The sequence below is a fragment of the Achromobacter sp. MFA1 R4 genome, from assembly GCF_900156745.1.
Lineage (GTDB): Bacteria > Pseudomonadota > Gammaproteobacteria > Burkholderiales > Burkholderiaceae_B > Achromobacter.
On record NZ_LT707065.1, the window covers coordinates 3,122,922 to 3,141,218 of the forward strand.

Genomic DNA, 18,297 nt, shown 5'->3' on the forward strand with positions numbered 1-18,297 from the left:
CCTGTGCGCGGCTCCGGCATGCTTATCTGACCCGTCCTCTCACTGCGAGCCGACTGGCCGGATAGACATCCCGGTCCGTACGGAACCCGCAGCCACGAATCCCCGGCCTGATCCGCGCCTTGCGCGATGCAGTGCCCGGTCCCGGTTCCCCCGCTGACTTTCCCTCCGTTCTCCGCACCCGGCGCGCCATAGACGCGATCCGGACACCGGCAACATTGCTCCGGCGCCTGCGCACGCGCGCACGCGGCGGCCCGACGACGTTTCCCTTGAAGCGCCGCGGACCGCTGCTGCCCGCGCGCGGCCGCCGTCGGCAGGGTCGTCCGTGTCTCCCGCAACAACATCAATAAATGCGGAGCACTCCCATGTTTGCTTTCCTCAAATCGTTTTTTTCGTCCGCCGCCCGTCTGCGCCGCACGGGCAGGCACTTCCGCCGCGCGCCGATCCTGGAGCAGGGCGGCGACGTCGCCGCCGCCTCGTCCGAGGCGTCCCGCCGTGCCAGCCTGCGCATGGTGGAAACGTCCCGCCTGGGCTTTGACTCGCTGTTCGCGCGGTTCGGCAGCGGCTGGGGCGGCTTGTCCGAAGCGCAGGCGCTGGCCGCGCGCGAACGCCACGGCGCCAATGAGGTCGACCACGAAAAGCCGCTCTCCTGGCCGGCCCATCTGTGGCTGTCCTACCGCAATCCCTTCAACCTGCTGCTGACCGCGCTTGCCGTGTTGTCCTGGCTGACCGATGTGCGCATGGCCGTGCCGGAAGACCAGTCCTGGACGGCGGTCGTGATCATCGGCGCGATGGTGGCGATTTCGACCATCCTGCGCTTCGTGCAGGAGCAGCGCTCGAACCGTGCGGCCGAAGCCTTGAAGGCGATGGTGCGCAACACCGCGACGGTGCTGCGTAGCGACGCCGGATCGCCCGACGCGGGCGATGGCCGCTGCTTCTTCGGCGCCGCCTTGCACGCCACGGGATCACGCCAGCGCGAAGTGCCGCTGGCCGACCTCGTGCCCGGCGACGTCGTGCTGCTTTCCGCGGGCGATATGGTCCCCGCCGACTGCCGCGTCCTGAACGCCAAAGACCTCTTCGTCGCGCAGGCGGCGCTGACGGGGGAATCCCTGCCGGTGGAAAAGCACATGACCCCGCGCATGAACACGGGCAATCCGCTGGAACTGGAGAACATGGCGTTCATGGGCACCAACGTCGTCAGCGGGGCGGGCAGCGCGCTGGTGGTGGCCACGGGCGCCGACACGGTTTTCGGCCAACTGGCTGGCCGCGTCACGCAGACCTCGCGCGCGCCCACGCAATTCCAGCAGGGCATCAACCGCGTGAGCTGGATCCTGATCCGCTTCATGCTCGTCATGGCGCCCGTCGTGATGCTGATCAACGGATTCACCAAGGGAGACTGGCTGGAAGCGCTGCTGTTCGCGCTGGCCATCGCGGTGGGCCTGACGCCCGAAATGCTGCCGATGATCGTGACGGCCACGCTGGCCAAGGGGGCGGTGCGCATGTCCCGGCGCAAGGTGGTGGTCAAGCGCCTGGATGCCATCCAGAACCTGGGCGCGATGAATGTGCTGTGCACCGACAAGACCGGCACGCTGACGCAGGACCGCATCGTGCTGGAGCGCCATACCGACGTCTACGGCGCGCCCAGCGACGACGTGCTGGCCTATGCCTACCTGAACAGCTACTACCAGACGGGCCTGAAGAACCTGCTGGACGTGGCGGTGCTGGAGCATGCCGAAGTGGCGCGCAGCCTGGATCTGGCGGGCCACTACCGCAAGATCGACGAGATTCCGTTCGACTTTTCCCGCCGCCGCATGTCCGTCGTGGTGAATGAGACCGAGAATGGGCGCGACCATCATGAGCTGATCTGCAAGGGCGCGCTGGAGGAAATGCTGTCGGCGTGCACCCGGCTGCGCGTGGGCAGCCAGGTCCATCCGCTGACCGAGGCGCGCCGGGCCGACATCCGCCGTGTGGCGGCCGGGTTGAACCGCGACGGCCTGCGCGTCATCGCGGTGGCCGTCAAGGAGTTGCCGCCCACGCAGCAGGCCTACGGCGTGGCGGACGAATCCGACCTGGTGCTGGTGGGATACATCGCATTCCTGGATCCGCCCAAGGCGTCGACCGGCCCCGCGCTGGCCGCGCTGAAGGCGTCGGGCATCGAGGTCAAGGTGCTGACCGGCGACGTGGAACTCGTCACGCGCAAGGTCTGCCGCGAAGTGGGCCTGGACGTGCGCAAGGTGATGCTGGGCGCCGAGATCGAAGCGATGGACGACGCGCAGCTTGCCGTCGCCGTGCGCGAGGCCAACGTGTTCGCCCGCCTGGCTCCCATTCACAAGGAGCGGATCGTGCGCAGCCTGCGCGCGCAGGGCGACACCGTGGGCTTCATGGGCGACGGCATCAACGACGCGCCGGCGCTGCGGGCGGCCGACGTGGGCATTTCGGTCGATTCGGCGGTGGACATTTCCAAAGAGGCCGCCGACATCATCCTGCTCGAAAAAAGCCTGATGGTGCTGGAGGACGGCGTGATCGAAGGCCGCAAGACCTTCTGCAACATGCTCAAGTACCTGAAGATGACGGCCAGCTCGAACTTCGGCAATGTCTTCTCGGTGCTGGTGGCGAGCGCCTTCCTGCCATTCCTGCCGATGCTGCCCATCCATCTGCTGCTGCAGAACCTGATGTACGACATTTCCCAGACGGCCATCCCGTTCGACAACGTCGACGAGGAATTGCTGAAGCAGCCGCAACGCTGGGACCCTGACGGCTTGGGCCGCTTCATGGTGTTCTTCGGTCCGATCAGTTCGCTCTTCGACATTGCCACGTACGCCGTCATGTGGTTTGTCTTCCAGGCCAATGCGCCCGAGCACCAGACGCTGTTCCAATCCGGCTGGTTCGTCGAGGGCCTGTTGTCGCAGACGCTGATCGTGCATATGATCCGCACGCGCCGGATTCCCTTCCTGCAAAGCCGCGCGTCGTGGCCGCTGATGGGGATGACGCTGATGGTGGTCGCGCTGGGCCTGCTGCTGCCGTTTTCGCCGTTGGCGGCGTACTTCCAGTTGCAGCCGCTGCCCTGGAGCTACTTCCCCTGGCTGGTGGGCATCCTGCTAGGCTACTGCGTGCTGACGCAGATGCTCAAGCGCATCTGGGTCCGCCGCTACGGCTGGCAGTAGGCAGATTCATCTCGCGGCGGGCGCGGCCCGCCGCCAACGCGGAAAAACCATCATGAGAATCGCAGTGTTGGCCGCCTTCGCGGCGGCCGGCCTGGTCCAGCCTTGGCAGGCCCGGGCCGCGGAGCCGGGCCCCGGGCTCCAGTTCTACGGCATCGTCGATGCCGGTCTGGCGGTGACGAAGACCTCGGGGCAGGGCAGCCGCAGCGGTCTGCTGGACGGCGGCCTGACGGACTCGCTTTGGGGGCTGCAGGGCGCGGAAGATCTTGGCAGCGGCTGGTCTGCCCGCTTCCAGCTCGAAAGCGGCTTCGATCCTTCCAGCGGCAACGCGGCCGATGACGCCAGCCTCTTCAACTACGGCGCCTGGGTCGGGTTGGCCCACGAGCACTATGGCGACCTGCGGCTGGGCCGCCAGACCACCGTCGGCCAGACCTACGGCAGCGCGCTGGAGATCGCGTCGTGGAAAGACATGGGCATGGGCGCCACCTTCAAGGCCTCCGACAACTACCAGTTCAGCAATATGGTGAACTGGTATTCGCCGCAGTGGCGCGGGTTTCAGGCGGGCGTGGGGTATGCGTTCGACGCGGACGGGCAGGAGCGCTTTCGTACCGGCCAGAACACTCGTGCAATCAGTGTCGGCCTGAAGTACGAGGACGGCCCGTTGCTGGCCGTGGCGACCTGGGAGCAGCTTCGCCTCGCCAATCCGCCCGCGGACGCCGGCGGACGTCCCCAGGCGGTGCAGGTGGGGGCGTCGTACGACTTCGACGTGCTCAAGCTGTCGCTCGCGTGGTCGCGCCAGCGCAATGGCTACGTGGGGCTGGATGGCGGGGATCCCGACGGCCTGGGCGTCGGGCTGGGGCCCGCGGCCTTCGTGCAGGGCGGAACGGTCGATGCCTGGCTGGTCGGGGTCAGCGTGCCGGCCGGGCCGGGCGCCGTCCTGGTGCAATGGTCGCTGGCTCGCCCCGACTGGCATTGGGCCAATGGCATGACGGCGCGCAAGGCGCAGGTAGCGACCCTGGGCTATACCTATGACCTGTCTCCCCGCAGCACCCTTTACGCCTTTGCCGGCTACGCGTCGAACTACAGCCTGGACGACCAGTTCGACCCCGCCAACGCCCACACCACGCGCATTGGCGCCGGGGTGACGCACCGCTTCTGACCGCTTGCGCGCCGGGCCGGCGCCCGGCAGCGGGTAACGCCGGGGTCTACTACAATCGTCGGAGATCTGCGCCTGGCGCCGGTCCTTGTCTTCGCGTCGTTTCTCGGATGGCCCGCATGGATAGTCTCGAATGGCTCGTACCCTGGGAGTTCTCTCCCACGCTGGTGGCTTCCTTCCTGGTTGCCATCGCGCTGTTCGTGCGCGGCCAGCGGGTGCACCACGTGACGGTCGCGCGCCGCATCCTGTTCTGGACGGGGATGGTGCTGCTGTACCTGTCCCTGCATACCCGGCTCGACTACTACGCCGAGCGCATGTTCTTCATCCATCGCATCCAGCATCTGGTCCTGCACCATCTCGGGCCGTTGCTTGTGATGGCCGCCTTTCCCGGCCAGGTGATGCGCGCGGGCCTGCCGATGGCCTGGCGCATCCGGCTGCGCGATTTCCTGCGCGGCGGCGCGGGCCGCGCCACGGTGGCCGTGCTGACCCACAAGGTCTTCGTGCCGGCGCTCTTCGTCTTCCTGGTGCTGGTCTGGCTGATCCCGTCGGTGCAGTTCTATTCGATGCTCGACTGGCGCCTGTACCGGCTCATGAACTGGTCGGTCGTGATCAGCGGTTTCATGTACTGGAACCTGATCCTGGACCGCCGTCCCGCGCCGCCCGCGGCCATGTCGCCGGGCGGCCGCGTGATCTCGCCGGTGGCGACGATGCTGCCGCAGATGGTGGCCGGCGCCGTCATCGCCTTCACCGAAAGCGACATCTATCCGCTCTTCGAACTGTGCGGCCGGGCCATCGCCATGTCGGCCCAGACCGACCAGACCATCGGCGGGCTGACCATGTGGATACCCGCCGCGCTGGTGGAGGTGATCGGCCTGATGGTGGCCCTGGGCACCTTGATGCGCCTGTCGGCCAAGGGCCGCCTGCGCAAGGCGGACCGCGATGCGCGCGCGCGCGCCAAGTCGGGCGCGGCGCTATCGTCCTGAATCCGGCCGCAGACGCGGCGCAGATTTGGCCCGCCCCCGCCGGATCGCGCCGGTTACTCCGGCTGCAGTCCGTGATACTTCCTGCCCAGCGCCACGGTGGCCTGGAACATCCCGGCCTTGTTGCCGCAGTCGTAGCGCACGCCTTCGAAACGGTGCGCGTAGACCTCGCGTTCGCGCATCAGCGAGGCGATGCCGTCGGTCAGCTGGATCTCGTTGCCCGCGCCCATCTTGGTCGAACGCAGGTGGTCGAAGATCGCGGCTTCCAGCACATAGCGGCCCACGACGGCCAGCGTTGACGGCGCGGCCTCGGGCTCGGGTTTTTCCACGATGTGCGTGACGCGTTCGGTGCGTCCATCCTGGGCTGTCTCGCCGCGATGGGTCGCCACGATCCCGTACTTGCGGGTGTCGGCGCGCGGCACGTCCTGCACGCCCAGGACGCTGGCATTGCGGGCCACGGCCACGTCCACCAGTTGCTTCATGGCGGGCACATCCGCGTCGATCAGGTCGTCGGCCAGCAGCACCGCAAAGGGCTCGTCGCCCACCGCGGGCGCGGCCGACAGCACGGCGTGGCCCAGGCCCAGCGGCGCCGATTGGCGGATATAGAGGCAATTGACGTGCGCGGGTAGAATGCCCCGCACCATCGCCAGCAGCTCATGCTTGCCCTTGCTCTCCAGGTCGGATTCCAGCTCGGGCGCGGAATCGAAATGGTCTTCGATGGCCCGCTTGTTGCGGCCGGTCACAAAAATCAGATCGGTAATCCCGGCGGCCACGGCTTCTTCCACCGCGTACTGTATGAGGGGCTTGTCGACCACGGGCAGCATTTCCTTGGGCATCGCCTTGGTGGCGGGCAGGAAGCGCGTGCCCATGCCGGCGACAGGGAAAACGGCTTTACGGACGGGACGCATTGACACCTCGTTGAGGATTCGATGAAACATTTTAAGCTCATCGCTATCATAGGCTTATGAACCGCAGGAAAATGCCATCCATTTGCTCGATTGCGAAACGGGGCGCGATCGCGAGCCTTTGCGCGGCCCTCGCCATGCCCGCGGCGCCGATCGTGGCGTGGGCGCAGCCGGTCGGGCTGCCCTCCATGGGCGCCGCGTCGTCGGCCGACCTGTCCCCCATGCTGGAACGCAGCCTGGGCGAAGCCATCATGTCCCAGGGGCGGCGAGACCCCACGTATGTGGACGATTCCGAACTCAGCCAGTACCTCACCACCATGGGCCGCAAGCTGGCGGCGTTCGCCCCGGGCGGTGTGCCCGATGTCGAAATGTTCGGCGTGCGGGATCCCGAGATCAATGCGTTCGCCATGCCGGGCGGCTTCATCGGCGTGAACACCGGCCTGATCGTGTCGTCGGCCAGCGAGTCCGAACTGGCGGCGGTGCTGGCCCACGAAATCGGCCACGTCGTGCAGCGGCACATCGCGCGCGGCATGACGCAGCAGAACCAGAACGGCATGCTGATGCTGGCCAGCCTGGCAGGCGCGTTGCTTGCGGCGCTGGCGGGCGGGGGCGGCAATCTTTCCATGGGCGTGGCCGCGTTCGGCCAGGCCGCGGCCATCAACCGCCAGCTCGGCTTTTCGCGCGACGCGGAGCGCGAGGCCGATCGCGCCGGCCTGCAAATGCTGACCAAGGCGGGCTATGACGCCGATGGCATGAGCCAGATGTTCGCCCGCCTGATGAACGCGTCGCGCCTGAACGAAGGCGCGGGCGGCGGCTCGTGGGCCAGCACCCACCCGCTGTCGATCGAACGCATGTCCGATGTGCAGAACCGTGCGCGCGCGCTGCCGACGTCGCGCCATCTGGATAGCGACGACTTCTGGTACATCCGCGCCAAGATGCGCGTGGTGCAGGGCCGCGACGCCGTCAGCCTGCGCACGGCGGGCCAGCAGCTGCAGGACGAGGCCCAGGCCCTGTCGGGCGTGCGGCAGTCCGCCGCCTACTACGGGCTGGCCCTGCAGAACTATCAGCGCAACAACCTTTCCGAAGCCGACCGCTATTGGAAGCTAGCGTCGGCCAATGGCCGCAGCTCGCCCCAACTGGACAAGCTGGCCGTCGACATCGCGCTCGCGCGCAAGGATTATCCGCAGGCGCTGTCGCTCGCCCAGGCGGGCACCAAGCGCTATCCCGACCATCGCGCGCTGGGCATCGCCTATGCCCAGGCGCTGCAAGGCAACGGCCGTCATGCCGAAGCCCAGGATTATCTGCGGGCCAGGATCAAGCAGTGGGGCAGCGACGAACCCAGCCTCTACCAGATGCTGGCGCAAAGCGAAGAGCGCAACGGCAGGCCGGTGCAGGCGCGCCGCGACCTGGCGCGCTACTACGTCATGACGGGCGCTTACGCGGCCGCCGAGTCGCAGCTCCAACAGGCGCGGGGCTTGTCCAAGGATTTCTACGAGCAGTCGCAGATCGACGTGCAGATCAAGGAAGTCAAGGACAAGCTGGCCGAAGAGCGCCAGCTGCTCGAGCGGTTCAAGTCCGGCTGAGCGGCCTCAGAGGCCGGTTTCGAAGAATCGGCCCAGCCGCTGGGGCAGCCAGTTCAGGTGGCCCGGAAAGGCGCCGGTGGGAAAGCCCGCGTGTCCGCCATCCGAAGGCTGGTGCAGCAGGATGCCGGGGGCGCAGTCTTCGGGCTTGGGCAGCGATGCGGACGGGATGAAGGGATCGTTGCGCGCGTTGAGCACCAGCGTCGGCACGGAAATCTTGGGCAGCCACGGCTTGCTGGACGCTCGCGTCCAGTAATCCAGGGCATTTCGAAAGCCATGCATCGGCGCGGTATAGGTGTCGTCGAATTCTCGCAGGTCGTGCGCATGCGCGATCCGCATGACGTCGATCGAGCCCGGAAAGCGATGCGCCTTTTCCAGCACCTTGTGCTTGAGCGTCTTCAGGAAGTGCGCGGTGTACACGCGGCGGTTGAAGATGCCCGTGGACAGCGTCTTGCCGCAGGCGACCAGGTCCAGCGGCGCCGACACGCCGGCGCAGGCCGTCAGCCAGGTGGTGTCCTCCTGGTGTTCGCCCAGGTACTTCAGCAGCGCATTGCCGCCCAGCGACACGCCCACCGCGTGCCAGCGGGCATGGGGAATGCGCCGGCGCACGGTCTCCAGCAAAAAGCCGACCTCGGCCGAGTCGCCGGAGTAATAGGCCCGCGCCAGCCGGTTGGGCACGCCCGAGCAACCCCGGAAGTGCGCGATCACGACGATCCAGCCGCGCGCCCGGAAGTAATGGGCGATGGACTGCGCGTAGCGGCTGGTGCTGCCGCCTTCCAGGCCGTGGAACAGGATGAGGGCAGGGGTGTCAGGGGTCTGGGGCAGGGACGTCCAGTCGGCGTCCGTCATCCAGCGCGCGGCGGCCGTCTTGCCGTTGGCGACCGGGCGCTGTCCGCTCACCGGCGCGCCGTCGGCGGCCTTGTGGGGGAACAGCCCGGGGCCGGTCCAGTCGAAATCCACGAAATCCGTATCGGGCGTGTCGACGCGGTCGCGCACGAACGCGATGCGGTGATACTGCGCGAACAGGGCGGCGTACACCGTCTGGCTGTCGCCCCCGGGTAGCCAGGGAGGGACGGGGCAGGGCGTTGTATCAAGACGAGCAGCGGCCAACTGGGAATCCACCCGGTTCAATGAAGCATGTCGGGCACGTCGTGCAGGTCGAGCACCCCGGCTTCCGTGGGCGCCGGCGAGGCATGGTGCATGACCATGCGCCAGCCGGTGGGGCCCTTGTGGTAGATGTTGGTGGCGTAGCAGTTGGCGAACTGCGTGCCTTCCCGCGTACGCACCGCCACCTGTTCGACCAGCACATGCACCGCGCACATCATGCTGAGCATGACGAGCGGGCGCAGCGGCCGCACATGCAGTGGACCGTTGGACAGCACCTGTTGCCAGGACTCGTGCACCGCGGAGTGGCCGACGATGCGCAGGCCGCCCGGATGGATGCAAACGACTTCCTCGTCGTCGGCCCAGACCTGCATCAGACGGACAGTGTCCGCCTGCTCTAGGGCTTCGTAGAACGCGTGTTCTGCTTCTTCGGGCGTGGCAAACATGGCTGCTGAAACGGATAAGCGTGTTATGGGGCAGTGGGCTCAGTGCCCGTGGCCGTGCAGCACGGTGCCGGCCTTCAGACGGTACTCGGCGCCACAGTAGGCGCAACGGGCCGACCCGGTGCGGGCCACATCCAGGAAGACGCGGGGATGCATGCTCCAGAGCGGGGCCTTGGGGCCTGGACAGAACACGGGCAGGTCTTCGGCGCCGACCTCGATGACTTCGTGAGCGCGGGAGACGGCGGCCGGGGCAGCAGCGGTCATGGATATTCCTGAAAAAAGAACCGATATACGGCAGGTTGAAACAATGATGCGGTCTTGCTTCGCAGAACCGCGCGAATCAGACGGATCAGACTTTACTTAGCCAGTGATGGTACTTCGGGTTGCGGCCATTCACCACGTCAAAAAACGCGTTCTGCAAGCGTTCGGTGACCGGGCCGCGCCGGCCCGAGCCGATCTGGCGGTTGTCGACCTCGCGGATGGGCGTGACTTCGGCGGCCGTGCCGGTGAAGAATGCCTCGTCCGCGATATAGACGTCGTCGCGCGTCAGCCGCCGCGTCACCACGGGCAGGCCGAGGTCGGCCGCCAGGGCGTGGATGGTGGAGCGCGTGATGCCCGTCAGCGCGGAGGCGATCTCGGGCTCGCAGAGCACGCCGCCCTTGACGAGGAACAGGTTTTCTCCCGAACCCTCGGCCACGAAGCCGTCGGTATCCAGCAGCAGCGCCTCGTCGTAGCCGTCCTGCAGGGCCTCGGTGTTGGCCAGGATGGAATTGGCGTACGTGGTGGCGACCTTGGCGCGCGGCATCGTGACGTTCACGTGCTGGCGCGCGAATGACGACACCTTGACGCGGATGCCGTTGGCCAGGGCATCTTCGCCCAGGTAGGCGCCCCAGGGCCACGCGGCGATGGCCACGTGCACTCGGGCGCCCTTGGGCGACACGCCCATCTTTTCGGGACCGTAGAACACCAGGGGGCGGATGTAGCCGGCTTCAAGCTGGTTCTCGCGCACGACCGTCCGCTGGGCTTCGTTGATCGTGTCGCGATCGAACGGCATGGGGATCTGATAGATATGCGCCGAATTGAAGAGGCGCCGGGTGTGGTCTTCGAGGCGGAAGATCGCGGTGCCCAGGGTGGAGCGGTAGGCGCGCACGCCCTCGAAGACGGACAGCCCGTAGTGCAGGGAATGCGTCAGGACATGCGTCGTGGCGTCTCGCCATGGAACGAGCTTGCCGTCATACCAGATGAAACCGTCGCGGTCAGCCATCGACATGGTCTTCTCCACACAGTGCGCGCCAGACCTGCCGCCGCGCGCCAGGCCCCAAGGGGTCAAGAATCTTGAGGCCGCTATTGTATCAAGCAGCGAGGTTACAATACGGGCCTATTCGCGCACCGGAGTGGGGCGGTCCGCCCCGCGAAGGCTGATTCTGGTGGGCGAACGGGCTGCCGCGTGTTTCTTCCCATCGAGTTTTCATGTCGTCCTGTCTGAATCGCCAGGGGCCAGCCGTTGTCCTCTGAATCCGCGTTGCCTGAATCCGAAAACCCAGGCCAGGTCCGCCAGGAACGCCTGACCGCCTTTCGCGCGGGCGTCCATGCCATCGTGCCCGCCCTGATCGCCACCGCGACCTGGGGATTGGTCACCGGCGTGGCCATGGTCAAGTCCGGGCTCACCGAATCCATGGCGCTCGCCATGACCCTGCTGCTGTACGCGGGATCGGCCCAACTCACCTCGCTGCCCCTGATCGCCGCCGGCGCGCCCCTGTGGCTGGTCTTCGCGGCCGGCTGCGTCGTGAACCTGCGGTTCATCATCTTCGGCGCGGCGCTGCAGCCGTACTTCCGCCATCTGTCCTGGCCCAAGCGCCTGGGGCTGGGCTATTTCACGACCGACATGGGCTTCGTCCTGTTCATGCCGCGCTTCGGCGATTCCGCCGAGCGCGGCACCCGCGAGCAGCTTTGGTTCTTCATGGGCACGATCGTGCCGGGCTGGCTGGTGTGGCAGTCGTCGTCGATCGTCGGTATATACCTGGGCGCCATGGTGCCCACCAACTGGTCGCTGGATTTTGCCGCGGTGCTGGCGCTGCTGGCCATCACGGTGCCGCTCGCCAGTTCCAAGCCCATGCTCGTGTCCATGCTGGCGGCAGGCGTCGTGGCCTGGGTCGGGCAGGCGCTGCCCTTGCGCCTGGGCCTGGCCGCGGCGGTCATCGCCGGCGTCGTGGCCGGCATCTGGGCCGAACGCTTCTTCAAGGCGCGCCCATGACGCTCTGGCCCTCTGAAATCTACGTCTATTCCGCCATCCTGCTGCTCGCCCTGTGCAGCGTGCTCACGCGGGCGGGCTTCATGCTGTTCGGCGACTACATTCCGTTGCCCGACAACGTGCGCCGCGCCTTGCGCTATGCGCCCGCCGCGGCGCTGACCGCCATCGTGGTGCCCGATCTCCTGCCCTGGAAGGCAGGCCTGGGTCCGGTCTTCGATTACAAGCTGGTCGCCGGCCTGGTCGCCATATTGGTGTTTCTGCGCACGCGCAGCGCCGTCTTGGTGATCGTCGTTGGCATGCTGGTGCTCTGGGGCCTGCGCTGGCTGGCCGGCTGATGGCCAGGAAGTATCTGGCAATGTGTCCATCAGATGGACGTTGCAGCGGCTTTTTTCGCCTCGCCAGCCCCTGCGAAGGGCGGTCGACGGGGGCCGGCCCAGGACCTTTTGCGCGTGTGTTAAGGCGGCTGCGCTAAAATTCATCAATCCACAGCAATCCGGGCCTGGTACTGCCCACATAAGTATCGAATCCAAAATGCGCCTCTTGGCCTGCAAGGCAAGGTGCGGATTGCCCGCGTAGCGTGCTGGCGACCCGCGGCGATTTGCGTGCCATCGCGATGCGATCGCGCGTTTCGGGTTGCCCCGATGCATATGTAGAGCAGTGCATGTAGCACTCTCGTTTTGTTCTTTTTCACTGGTCCCGGTATCTGCCTAACCCTGATGACTGAATCCAATCAAACCGTAGCACCCACTGCTGACGCTGACGCGCCCGCGCCGACGTTCGACGATTTCGGGCTGCACCCCCTGTTGCTGCAGTCCATCGCCGAAACCGGCTACACCATCCCGACGCCCATCCAGGCGCAGGCCATTCCCGTCGTGGTGGCGGGTCGTGACGTCATGGGCGCCGCCCAGACCGGCACCGGCAAGACGGCGGCGTTCACGGTGCCCATCCTGCACCGCCTCATGCCGCTGGCCAACACCAGCGCATCGCCCGCACGGCATCCGGTCCGCGCGCTCATCCTCGCGCCCACGCGCGAACTCGCGGACCAGGTCTTTGAGAGCGTCAAGCGCTACAGCAAGCAGACGCCGCTGCGTTCGGCCGTCGTGTTCGGCGGCGTGGACATCGGCCCGCAGAAAGAGGCGCTGCGCCGCGGCTGCGAAGTGCTGGTCGCCACGCCGGGCCGCCTGCTCGACCACGTCGAGCAAAAGAACGTGAACCTCAGCCAGGTCGGCATCCTGGTGCTGGACGAAGCGGACCGCATGCTCGACATGGGGTTCCTGCCCGATCTCGATCGCATCGTCCGCCTGCTGCCGGCACAGCGCCAGGGCCTGCTGTTCTCGGCCACGTTCAGCAATGAAATCCGCAAGCTGGGCCGCTCGTACCTGAACCACCCCGTCGAGATCGAAGTCGCCGCGCGCAATGCGACCGCGACGACGATCACGCAGATCGCCTACAAGATGACCAGCGATGCCAAGCGCGCCGCCGTCGTCCACCTGGTGAAGTCGCGCGGGCTCAAGCAGGTCATCGTTTTCTCGAACACCAAGATCGGCACCGCGCGCCTGGCGCGCGACCTGGAGCGTGACGGCGTCAAGGCCGAATCGATCCACGGCGACAAGACCCAGGCCGACCGCATGAAGGCGCTCGAAGCCTTCAAGGCCGGCGAACTGGAAGTGCTGGTCGCGACCGACGTGGCCGCGCGCGGCCTGGACGTCGCCGGCGTGCCCTGCGTCATCAACTACGACCTGCCGTACAACGCCGAAGACTACGTGCACCGCATTGGCCGCACCGGCCGCGCGGGCGCGTCGGGCGAAGCCATCGCCCTGTTCACCGCAGACGAAGAGCGCTTCCTGCTCGACATCGAAAAGCTCATCAAGCGCGAGGTGCCGCGCGGCACGCTCGACGTGCCGGCAGACCTGATCGCGCGCAGCCATCGCCGCAGCGACGGCCCGTCGCATTCGCGCGAAGGCCGTGAATCAGGCCGCGATTCCGGCCGCGATTCCGGCCGCGAAGGCCGGGGCGATCGTGGCCGCTCGTCCGACCGCCGTTCCAGTCATCATTCGGGCGGCTCGCGCCAGCCGGTCGACGACTTTTTCTTCAAGCCGTACGAGCCCTCCGCGCCGTCCGACCGCGCCGAAGAACAGGAATCGCGCAGCAGCGCCTCGCCGGCGGCGACGCCCAAGCGCCAGCTCGCCGTCCTGCTCGGCGGCAGCCGCAAGCCCTGATCGCGTCCGGCGTCGACGAAAAAAAACCCGCAAGGCCGATTGGCGTTGCGGGTTTTTTTTCGCCTGCGGGACGGCGCAATCTCAGGCGGCGAGCATCCGCGGCAGGTCGGGCAGGGCGGTCTTCACCGGGGCGCTGTCCGCGTTCAGGCTTGCCAGCAGGCGCTCCAGGTGGCCGATATGCGGCAGCATGGGACCGTAGAACACCACGCGATCGCCGATCTGCACCAGCAGCGTGGGGAAGTTTTCGATGTCTTCGTCGCCCAGCAGCTCGGCATGGTCTTCGATGTCGATCCAGGCGAAGACGTGCTGCGGCAATGCCGCAGCCAGGGACTCGAGCTTGGGCTTGTACTCTTCGCAGGTGTCGCACCAGGCCGCGCAGAAGCAGGCAATGAGCCAGGCGTCGGAAGTGGCGCCCAGCCGCGCGCGCAAAGCGGCAAGGTCGGTACCGGGTGTAAGCAGGGGCATGTGAGCAGATCGGGACGTGTTTGACTATCATACCCGGGTTGTCCACCCCTCATTCCGACTGCCATGACCGCCTTGCGCACAGATCCTCCCACGCCTGGAAACGGCCGCTTGTCCGGCGCGGGGGCGGGCGCAGCCGGCGTGGGGCAGGCGTTCAAGCGCGCCTTGGTGTCGCAATGCCACCCGACGATGCTGTTCGCGGTGTTGCTGCCCTTCCTGATCGCGCTGATCGGCGCCTTCCTGCTGCTGTGGCTGTTCTGGACGCCCCTGACCGAATGGCTGCGCGCCGAGGTGTCGCACTGGGAGTTCGTCAACCGCGTCGACGAATGGCTGGTCGCGGTGGGCCTGTTCTCGCTCAAGATCTACCTGATTCCCGTGATCGCCGCAGCCATCCTGCTGCCGGTATCCGGGATACTCGGCCTGGCGATCGCCGCGGTCTTCGTCATGCCGCTGGTGCTGCGCCATGTGGGCCAGCGCGAGTACGCGACCGTGGGCCGACGCGGCAAGTTTTCCACGGCGGTCAGCGTGTGGAATGCCGTCTGGGTCTCGGCGGCGTTCGCCGCCGGCTGGATTCTGACGCTGCCGCTGTGGCTGGTGCCGCCCATGGCCGTGGTGCTGTCGATCTTCTGGTGGGCGTTCGCGTTCTCGCGCATGATGCGGGTCGACGCCATCGTCGAACACGCCAGCCCGGACGAGCGCAAGCTGATCCTCGAACGAAACAATGGCGGCTTCTGGACCATCGGCCTGATCTGTTCCCTGCTGAACCTGCTGCCGCCCGCCTGGATTATCCTGCCCGTGTTTTCCGCGCTGGTATACGCGCATTACGGCCTGGAAGCCCTCAAGCGCCTGCGCCAGGACCGCGTCATCGACGTCTGACCGGCGTCTTTTTTCTAACCTATGGAATCGGACATGGCTGCAGAATCCAACGCCCGCCGCATCGGCCTCATCATCGTCGGGGATGAAATCCTCTCGGGCCGGCGCCAGGACAAGCATTTTTCCAAGATCGTCGAGATGCTGAGCGCGCGGGGCATGCACCTGAGCTGGGCCGAATTCCTCCCGGACGAGCGCGACCGCCTGGTGGACGCCTACAAGCGCAGCTTCGCCAGTGGCGACGTGGTGTTTTCCTGCGGCGGCATCGGCGGCACGCCGGATGACCATACCCGTCAGGCCGCGGCGGCCGCGCTGGGCCTGCCGCTGGCGCTGCATCCGGAGGCCGAAGCGGCCATCGCGCTGCGCACCCAGGAAATGGCCGCCAAGGGGCAGGGCACCGCCGACATGAGCGCGCCCGAAAACCAGCAGCGGCTGCAGATGGGCATGTTTCCCGAAGGCTGCGAGATCGTCCCCAATCCGTACAACCGGATCCCCGGCTTTTTCATCAAGGACCATACCTTCGTGCCGGGCTTTCCCGTGATGGCCTGGCCAATGCTGGAATGGACGCTGGATACGCGCTATCGTGCGCTGCAGCATGTACGTGCCCACGTCGAGCATTCGTTCCTGGTTTTCAGCATGCCCGAATCGCGCATCACCCCGTCGATGGTCAGCGTGGAAAGCCGTTGGTCCGGCGTGCGGGCCTTCAGCCTGCCCAGCGTCGGCGAGGCCGGCGGCATGCCTCACATCGAGCTCGGCGTTAAGGGCGAACCCGAAGCGGCGGCCGAGGCGCTCGAGTTTCTGCGCGCCGAAGTGTTGCGCCTGGGTGGCAAGCTGGCCCCGCCCGCGGCGGCCTGACCCGTGTTTTTGCAGGACACCGCCGGTTGCGCCTTTTAATCAAATTCTGATTGCCAAACGCCGCGCTAAATTTCACAATACGGGAAAGAACTGTTTGCTGCGATGCCGCAACGCGCACCCCGGGCGCTGCGGCGCCAGCCCAAATTTTCCATGGCCCGCCTTCCTACTCCCCGTAATCCGCTGGACGCCGAGACCGAAGGCGCTTCCGCGCATCCCATCGCCATCCAGGTCATCGAACGCGCAATGCGCCTGCTCGACGCCCTGGCCGCGCAGCCTGATCCGGTCACGCTCAAGGAACTCTCCGCGACCACCGGCCTGCATGCGTCGACGGCCCATCGCATCTTGAATGACCTGGTGGTGGGGCGCTATGTCGAACGGGTCGACAACGGCCTTTACCAGCTGGGCATGCGTCTGCTGGAACTGGGTTCGCTGGTCAAGGGGCGGCTCAATGTGCGCGAAGCCGCCATTCCCGCCATGCGTTCGCTCCACAAGCTCACCGGGCAGACCATCAATCTTTCGGTCCAGCAGGGCGACGAGATCGTCTACATCGACCGCGCCTGGAGCGAACGCTCGGGCATGCAGGTGGTGCGCGCCATCGGCGGGCGGGCGCCGCTGCACCTCACCTCCACGGGCAAGTTGTTCCTGTCCACCGGCGACACCCGCCAGGTGCGCGCCTACGCGCTGCGCACGGGCCTTGCCGGCCATACGCGCAACAGCCTGACCGACCTGGACAAGCTCGAACGCGAACTGGCCCTGGTGCGGCGTCATGGCTACGCCCGCGACAATGAAGAGCTGGAACTCGGGGTGCGCTGTATCGCGGCCGGCATCTTCGACGATACGGGCAAGCTGGTGGCAGGCCTTTCCATCTCGGCTCCCGCCGAACGCCTGCAGGATGACTGGATCAAGGCCCTGGTCGACACGGCCGCCAGCATTTCCGAAGCCCTCGGCTACGAGCCCTCGGTCTCCACCGGGTTCAACGGCCTGGGCATGGCGGCCGAAGCCATGCGGACGTAGTCCACGGCAAGCCCAAAAAACGAAGCCCCCGCAAGGGGGCTTCTGCTTTGGGGCGATCGTCGCAAGAGGCCGCCCGCGTGGCGGACGGCCCCGAGGCCGCGCTTATTGCTTTTCGATGCCGGCCTTCTTGAAGAGCTCGGCCCACTGCGGAACCTGCTGCTTGACCTTGGCTTCCAGCGCCTGCGGGTTGGCTTCGGAGGTCAGCACGGTGGCGCCCAGCTGCTTCATGCGATCCTGGAACTTGGGATCGGCCAGGCCGGCCTGCAGGCTCTTGACCAGCTTGTCCACGACGGGCTGGGGCGTGCCCTTCGGCACCCACATGCCATGCCAGATACCGACTTCAAAGCCCTTGTAGCCGGACTCGTCCATGGTCGGCAGGTTGGGCAGCGTGGGAACGCGCTTCAGGCTGGTCACGGCGTAGGCCTTCACCTTGCCGGCTTCGATCTGCTGCGTCGTGTTGGTGGTCTGGTCGCACATCAGGTCCACCTGCTTGCCGAGCAGGTCGTTCATGGCGGGCGCCGTGCCCTTGTACGGGATCGTCAGCAGTTGCACGCCCAGGGCTTCGACCAGCATGGTGCCGCACAGGTGGCTGGCGGCGCCGATGCCGGCGTTGGCGAGGGAAACCTTGTCCTTGTTCTTTTTGAGGTAGTCCGCCAGCTCGCCGATGTTGTTGGGCGGAAAATCGGAGCGTGCGACGATGGTCATCGGCACGTCCACCACAAGGCCGATCGGCTGGAAGCTGGTGTAGGGGTCGTACCCCGGATTCTTATAGAGCGAGGGCGCGGTGGAGAAGCCCGCATGCATCAGAAGGATGGAATAGCCGTCCGGTTGCGAGCGCGCGACCTGGGTGGTGCCGATGGTGCCGCCGGCACCGCCTTTGTTTTCGACCACGACCGTCTGGCCCAGGCTGGCGCGCATGGCTTCCGCAAGGGAGCGGGCGACGTTGTCGGTCGGGCCGCCTGCCGCAAACGGCACCACCATGTTGATGGGGCGCTCCGGGAATTCCGCGTGTGCGGTGCCGGCCGCGAGCAGGGCGCCGGCCGCGAGCAGGGCCGAAAGCGTGCGGGGGATCAGGGTCATGAAGTCTCCGATTGCAGGTTTATGCTTGCTGCGATGTAGTTATCAACCGCTGACATGTCATTGGTATTTGTCTGTCATCAGCGTGAAAGCAGTGTAGAAAAGAATTGATACCGCGTCATGTCCGGTATTTCCCGAGTCATGGGAATTCGTTGAGCAGGATCAAGCGCGGGGGGCGGGCGCACCGGAAAAGTGCAAACAGTTGTTGCGCTGCACAAAAACT

The 18,297-nt window shown here is 66.5% G+C and carries 17 protein-coding genes; 10 read left to right on the plus strand and 7 right to left on the minus strand.

The genetic code is table 11. From position 1 onward, the window contains the following. The first annotated feature begins 362 nt into the window (after nucleotides 1-362). From mgtA to BXA00_RS14120, 3 genes are all read left to right on the plus strand, one after another. Nucleotides 363-3,161 (plus strand): magnesium-translocating P-type ATPase, encoded by a 2,799-nt coding sequence (gene mgtA, locus BXA00_RS14110; protein WP_076519052.1) that lies wholly within the window; start codon nucleotides 363-365, stop codon nucleotides 3,159-3,161. Nucleotides 3,162-3,213: 52 nt separating this feature from the next. Next, nucleotides 3,214-4,317, plus strand: a complete 1,104-nt coding sequence (locus BXA00_RS14115; RefSeq protein WP_076519053.1) for a porin — start codon at nucleotides 3,214-3,216, stop codon at nucleotides 4,315-4,317. A gap of 107 nt (nucleotides 4,318-4,424) precedes the next feature. Continuing rightward, complete coding sequence (locus BXA00_RS14120; protein WP_092581944.1) at nucleotides 4,425-5,297, plus strand: cytochrome c oxidase assembly protein; 873 nt, start codon at nucleotides 4,425-4,427, stop codon at nucleotides 5,295-5,297. A 53-nt stretch (nucleotides 5,298-5,350) separates the two neighbouring features. Here BXA00_RS14120 and galU read toward each other — a convergent pair whose 3' ends face one another. Next, nucleotides 5,351-6,202: a UTP--glucose-1-phosphate uridylyltransferase GalU gene (galU, locus tag BXA00_RS14125; protein ID WP_076521954.1), complete on the minus strand. Its 852-nt coding sequence runs from the start codon at nucleotides 6,200-6,202 to the stop codon at nucleotides 5,351-5,353. 56 nt (nucleotides 6,203-6,258) lie between these two features. Between galU and BXA00_RS14130 the strand changes: the two genes are divergently transcribed. Beyond that, nucleotides 6,259-7,782, plus strand: a complete 1,524-nt coding sequence (locus BXA00_RS14130; RefSeq protein WP_076519054.1) for a M48 family metalloprotease — start codon at nucleotides 6,259-6,261, stop codon at nucleotides 7,780-7,782. Nucleotides 7,783-7,788: 6 nt separating this feature from the next. Here BXA00_RS14130 and BXA00_RS14135 read toward each other — a convergent pair whose 3' ends face one another. The 4 genes from BXA00_RS14135 to BXA00_RS14150 all read right to left on the minus strand — a co-directional run bounded on the left by BXA00_RS14135 (nucleotide 7,789) and on the right by BXA00_RS14150 (nucleotide 10,596). After that, the gene (locus tag BXA00_RS14135; protein WP_076519055.1) at nucleotides 7,789-8,889 is read right to left on the minus strand and encodes a YheT family hydrolase; all 1,101 of its coding nucleotides are present in this window, start codon (nucleotides 8,887-8,889) and stop codon (nucleotides 7,789-7,791) included. A 17-nt stretch (nucleotides 8,890-8,906) separates the two neighbouring features. Next, nucleotides 8,907-9,329, minus strand: a complete 423-nt coding sequence (locus BXA00_RS14140; protein ID WP_076519056.1) for a nuclear transport factor 2 family protein — start codon at nucleotides 9,327-9,329, stop codon at nucleotides 8,907-8,909. A 39-nt stretch (nucleotides 9,330-9,368) separates the two neighbouring features. Further along, the gene (locus BXA00_RS14145) at nucleotides 9,369-9,590 is read right to left on the minus strand and encodes a zinc-finger domain-containing protein (RefSeq protein WP_076519057.1); all 222 of its coding nucleotides are present in this window, start codon (nucleotides 9,588-9,590) and stop codon (nucleotides 9,369-9,371) included. A gap of 85 nt (nucleotides 9,591-9,675) precedes the next feature. Further along, nucleotides 9,676-10,596 (minus strand): branched-chain amino acid transaminase, encoded by a 921-nt coding sequence (locus BXA00_RS14150; protein WP_076519058.1) that lies wholly within the window; start codon nucleotides 10,594-10,596, stop codon nucleotides 9,676-9,678. Nucleotides 10,597-10,830: 234 nt separating this feature from the next. On the opposite strand from BXA00_RS14150, the gene BXA00_RS14155 reads away from it, so the two are divergent. The 3 genes from BXA00_RS14155 (at nucleotide 10,831) to BXA00_RS14165 (ending at nucleotide 13,796) form a co-directional block, all read left to right on the plus strand. Continuing rightward, nucleotides 10,831-11,580, plus strand: coding sequence for an AzlC family ABC transporter permease (locus BXA00_RS14155; protein ID WP_076519059.1), 750 nt, complete (start codon nucleotides 10,831-10,833; stop codon nucleotides 11,578-11,580). Then, nucleotides 11,577-11,912 carry an AzlD domain-containing protein gene (locus BXA00_RS14160; protein WP_076519060.1) on the plus strand — a complete coding sequence of 112 codons (336 nt, stop codon included), beginning with the start codon at nucleotides 11,577-11,579 and terminating at the stop codon, nucleotides 11,910-11,912. The genes BXA00_RS14155 and BXA00_RS14160 overlap by 4 nt, the downstream gene beginning before the upstream one ends. 381 nt (nucleotides 11,913-12,293) lie before the next feature. Further along, complete coding sequence (locus BXA00_RS14165; RefSeq protein ID WP_156902800.1) at nucleotides 12,294-13,796, plus strand: DEAD/DEAH box helicase; 1,503 nt, start codon at nucleotides 12,294-12,296, stop codon at nucleotides 13,794-13,796. An 81-nt stretch (nucleotides 13,797-13,877) separates the two neighbouring features. Here the strand turns inward: BXA00_RS14165 and BXA00_RS14170 are convergent, their stop codons facing one another. Then, nucleotides 13,878-14,261, minus strand: a complete 384-nt coding sequence (locus BXA00_RS14170; protein ID WP_076519062.1) for a thioredoxin family protein — start codon at nucleotides 14,259-14,261, stop codon at nucleotides 13,878-13,880. A 63-nt stretch (nucleotides 14,262-14,324) separates the two neighbouring features. On the opposite strand from BXA00_RS14170, the gene BXA00_RS14175 reads away from it, so the two are divergent. The 3 genes from BXA00_RS14175 to BXA00_RS14185 all read left to right on the plus strand — a co-directional run bounded on the left by BXA00_RS14175 (nucleotide 14,325) and on the right by BXA00_RS14185 (nucleotide 16,997). Further along, the gene (locus BXA00_RS14175; RefSeq protein ID WP_076519063.1) at nucleotides 14,325-15,134 is read left to right on the plus strand and encodes an EI24 domain-containing protein; all 810 of its coding nucleotides are present in this window, start codon (nucleotides 14,325-14,327) and stop codon (nucleotides 15,132-15,134) included. Nucleotides 15,135-15,167: 33 nt separating this feature from the next. Then, a complete protein-coding gene (locus tag BXA00_RS14180) occupies nucleotides 15,168-15,983 on the plus strand; it encodes a molybdopterin-binding protein (RefSeq protein ID WP_076519064.1) in 816 nt (271 codons plus the stop codon). Between the two features lie 150 nt (nucleotides 15,984-16,133). Further along, a complete protein-coding gene (locus tag BXA00_RS14185; RefSeq protein ID WP_076521955.1) occupies nucleotides 16,134-16,997 on the plus strand; it encodes an IclR family transcriptional regulator in 864 nt (287 codons plus the stop codon). A 102-nt stretch (nucleotides 16,998-17,099) separates the two neighbouring features. Here the strand turns inward: BXA00_RS14185 and BXA00_RS14190 are convergent, their stop codons facing one another. Then, nucleotides 17,100-18,077 carry a tripartite tricarboxylate transporter substrate binding protein BugD gene (locus tag BXA00_RS14190; RefSeq protein WP_076519065.1) on the minus strand — a complete coding sequence of 326 codons (978 nt, stop codon included), beginning with the start codon at nucleotides 18,075-18,077 and terminating at the stop codon, nucleotides 17,100-17,102. Nucleotides 18,078-18,297: the final 220 nt, after the last annotated feature.

Excerpts from the sequence above, each read along its gene's own strand:
- mgtA (WP_076519052.1), top strand. The coding sequence starts at position 363 with ATGTTTGCTTTCCTCAAATCGTTTTTTTCGTCCGCCGCCCGTCTGCGC.
- BXA00_RS14115 (WP_076519053.1), top strand. The coding sequence starts at position 3,214 with ATGAGAATCGCAGTGTTGGCCGCCTTCGCGGCGGCCGGCCTGGTCCAG.
- BXA00_RS14120 (WP_092581944.1), top strand. The coding sequence starts at position 4,425 with ATGGCCCGCATGGATAGTCTCGAATGGCTCGTACCCTGGGAGTTCTCT.
- galU (WP_076521954.1), bottom strand. The coding sequence starts at position 6,202 with ATGCGTCCCGTCCGTAAAGCCGTTTTCCCTGTCGCCGGCATGGGCACG.
- BXA00_RS14130 (WP_076519054.1), top strand. The coding sequence starts at position 6,259 with ATGAACCGCAGGAAAATGCCATCCATTTGCTCGATTGCGAAACGGGGC.
- BXA00_RS14140 (WP_076519056.1), bottom strand. The coding sequence starts at position 9,329 with ATGTTTGCCACGCCCGAAGAAGCAGAACACGCGTTCTACGAAGCCCTA.
- BXA00_RS14145 (WP_076519057.1), bottom strand. The coding sequence starts at position 9,590 with ATGACCGCTGCTGCCCCGGCCGCCGTCTCCCGCGCTCACGAAGTCATC.
- BXA00_RS14150 (WP_076519058.1), bottom strand. The coding sequence starts at position 10,596 with ATGTCGATGGCTGACCGCGACGGTTTCATCTGGTATGACGGCAAGCTC.
- BXA00_RS14160 (WP_076519060.1), top strand. The coding sequence starts at position 11,577 with ATGACGCTCTGGCCCTCTGAAATCTACGTCTATTCCGCCATCCTGCTG.
- BXA00_RS14165 (WP_156902800.1), top strand. The coding sequence starts at position 12,294 with ATGACTGAATCCAATCAAACCGTAGCACCCACTGCTGACGCTGACGCG.
- BXA00_RS14170 (WP_076519062.1), bottom strand. The coding sequence starts at position 14,261 with ATGCCCCTGCTTACACCCGGTACCGACCTTGCCGCTTTGCGCGCGCGG.
- BXA00_RS14175 (WP_076519063.1), top strand. The coding sequence starts at position 14,325 with ATGACCGCCTTGCGCACAGATCCTCCCACGCCTGGAAACGGCCGCTTG.
- BXA00_RS14180 (WP_076519064.1), top strand. The coding sequence starts at position 15,168 with ATGGCTGCAGAATCCAACGCCCGCCGCATCGGCCTCATCATCGTCGGG.
- BXA00_RS14185 (WP_076521955.1), top strand. The coding sequence starts at position 16,134 with ATGGCCCGCCTTCCTACTCCCCGTAATCCGCTGGACGCCGAGACCGAA.
- BXA00_RS14190 (WP_076519065.1), bottom strand. The coding sequence starts at position 18,077 with ATGACCCTGATCCCCCGCACGCTTTCGGCCCTGCTCGCGGCCGGCGCC.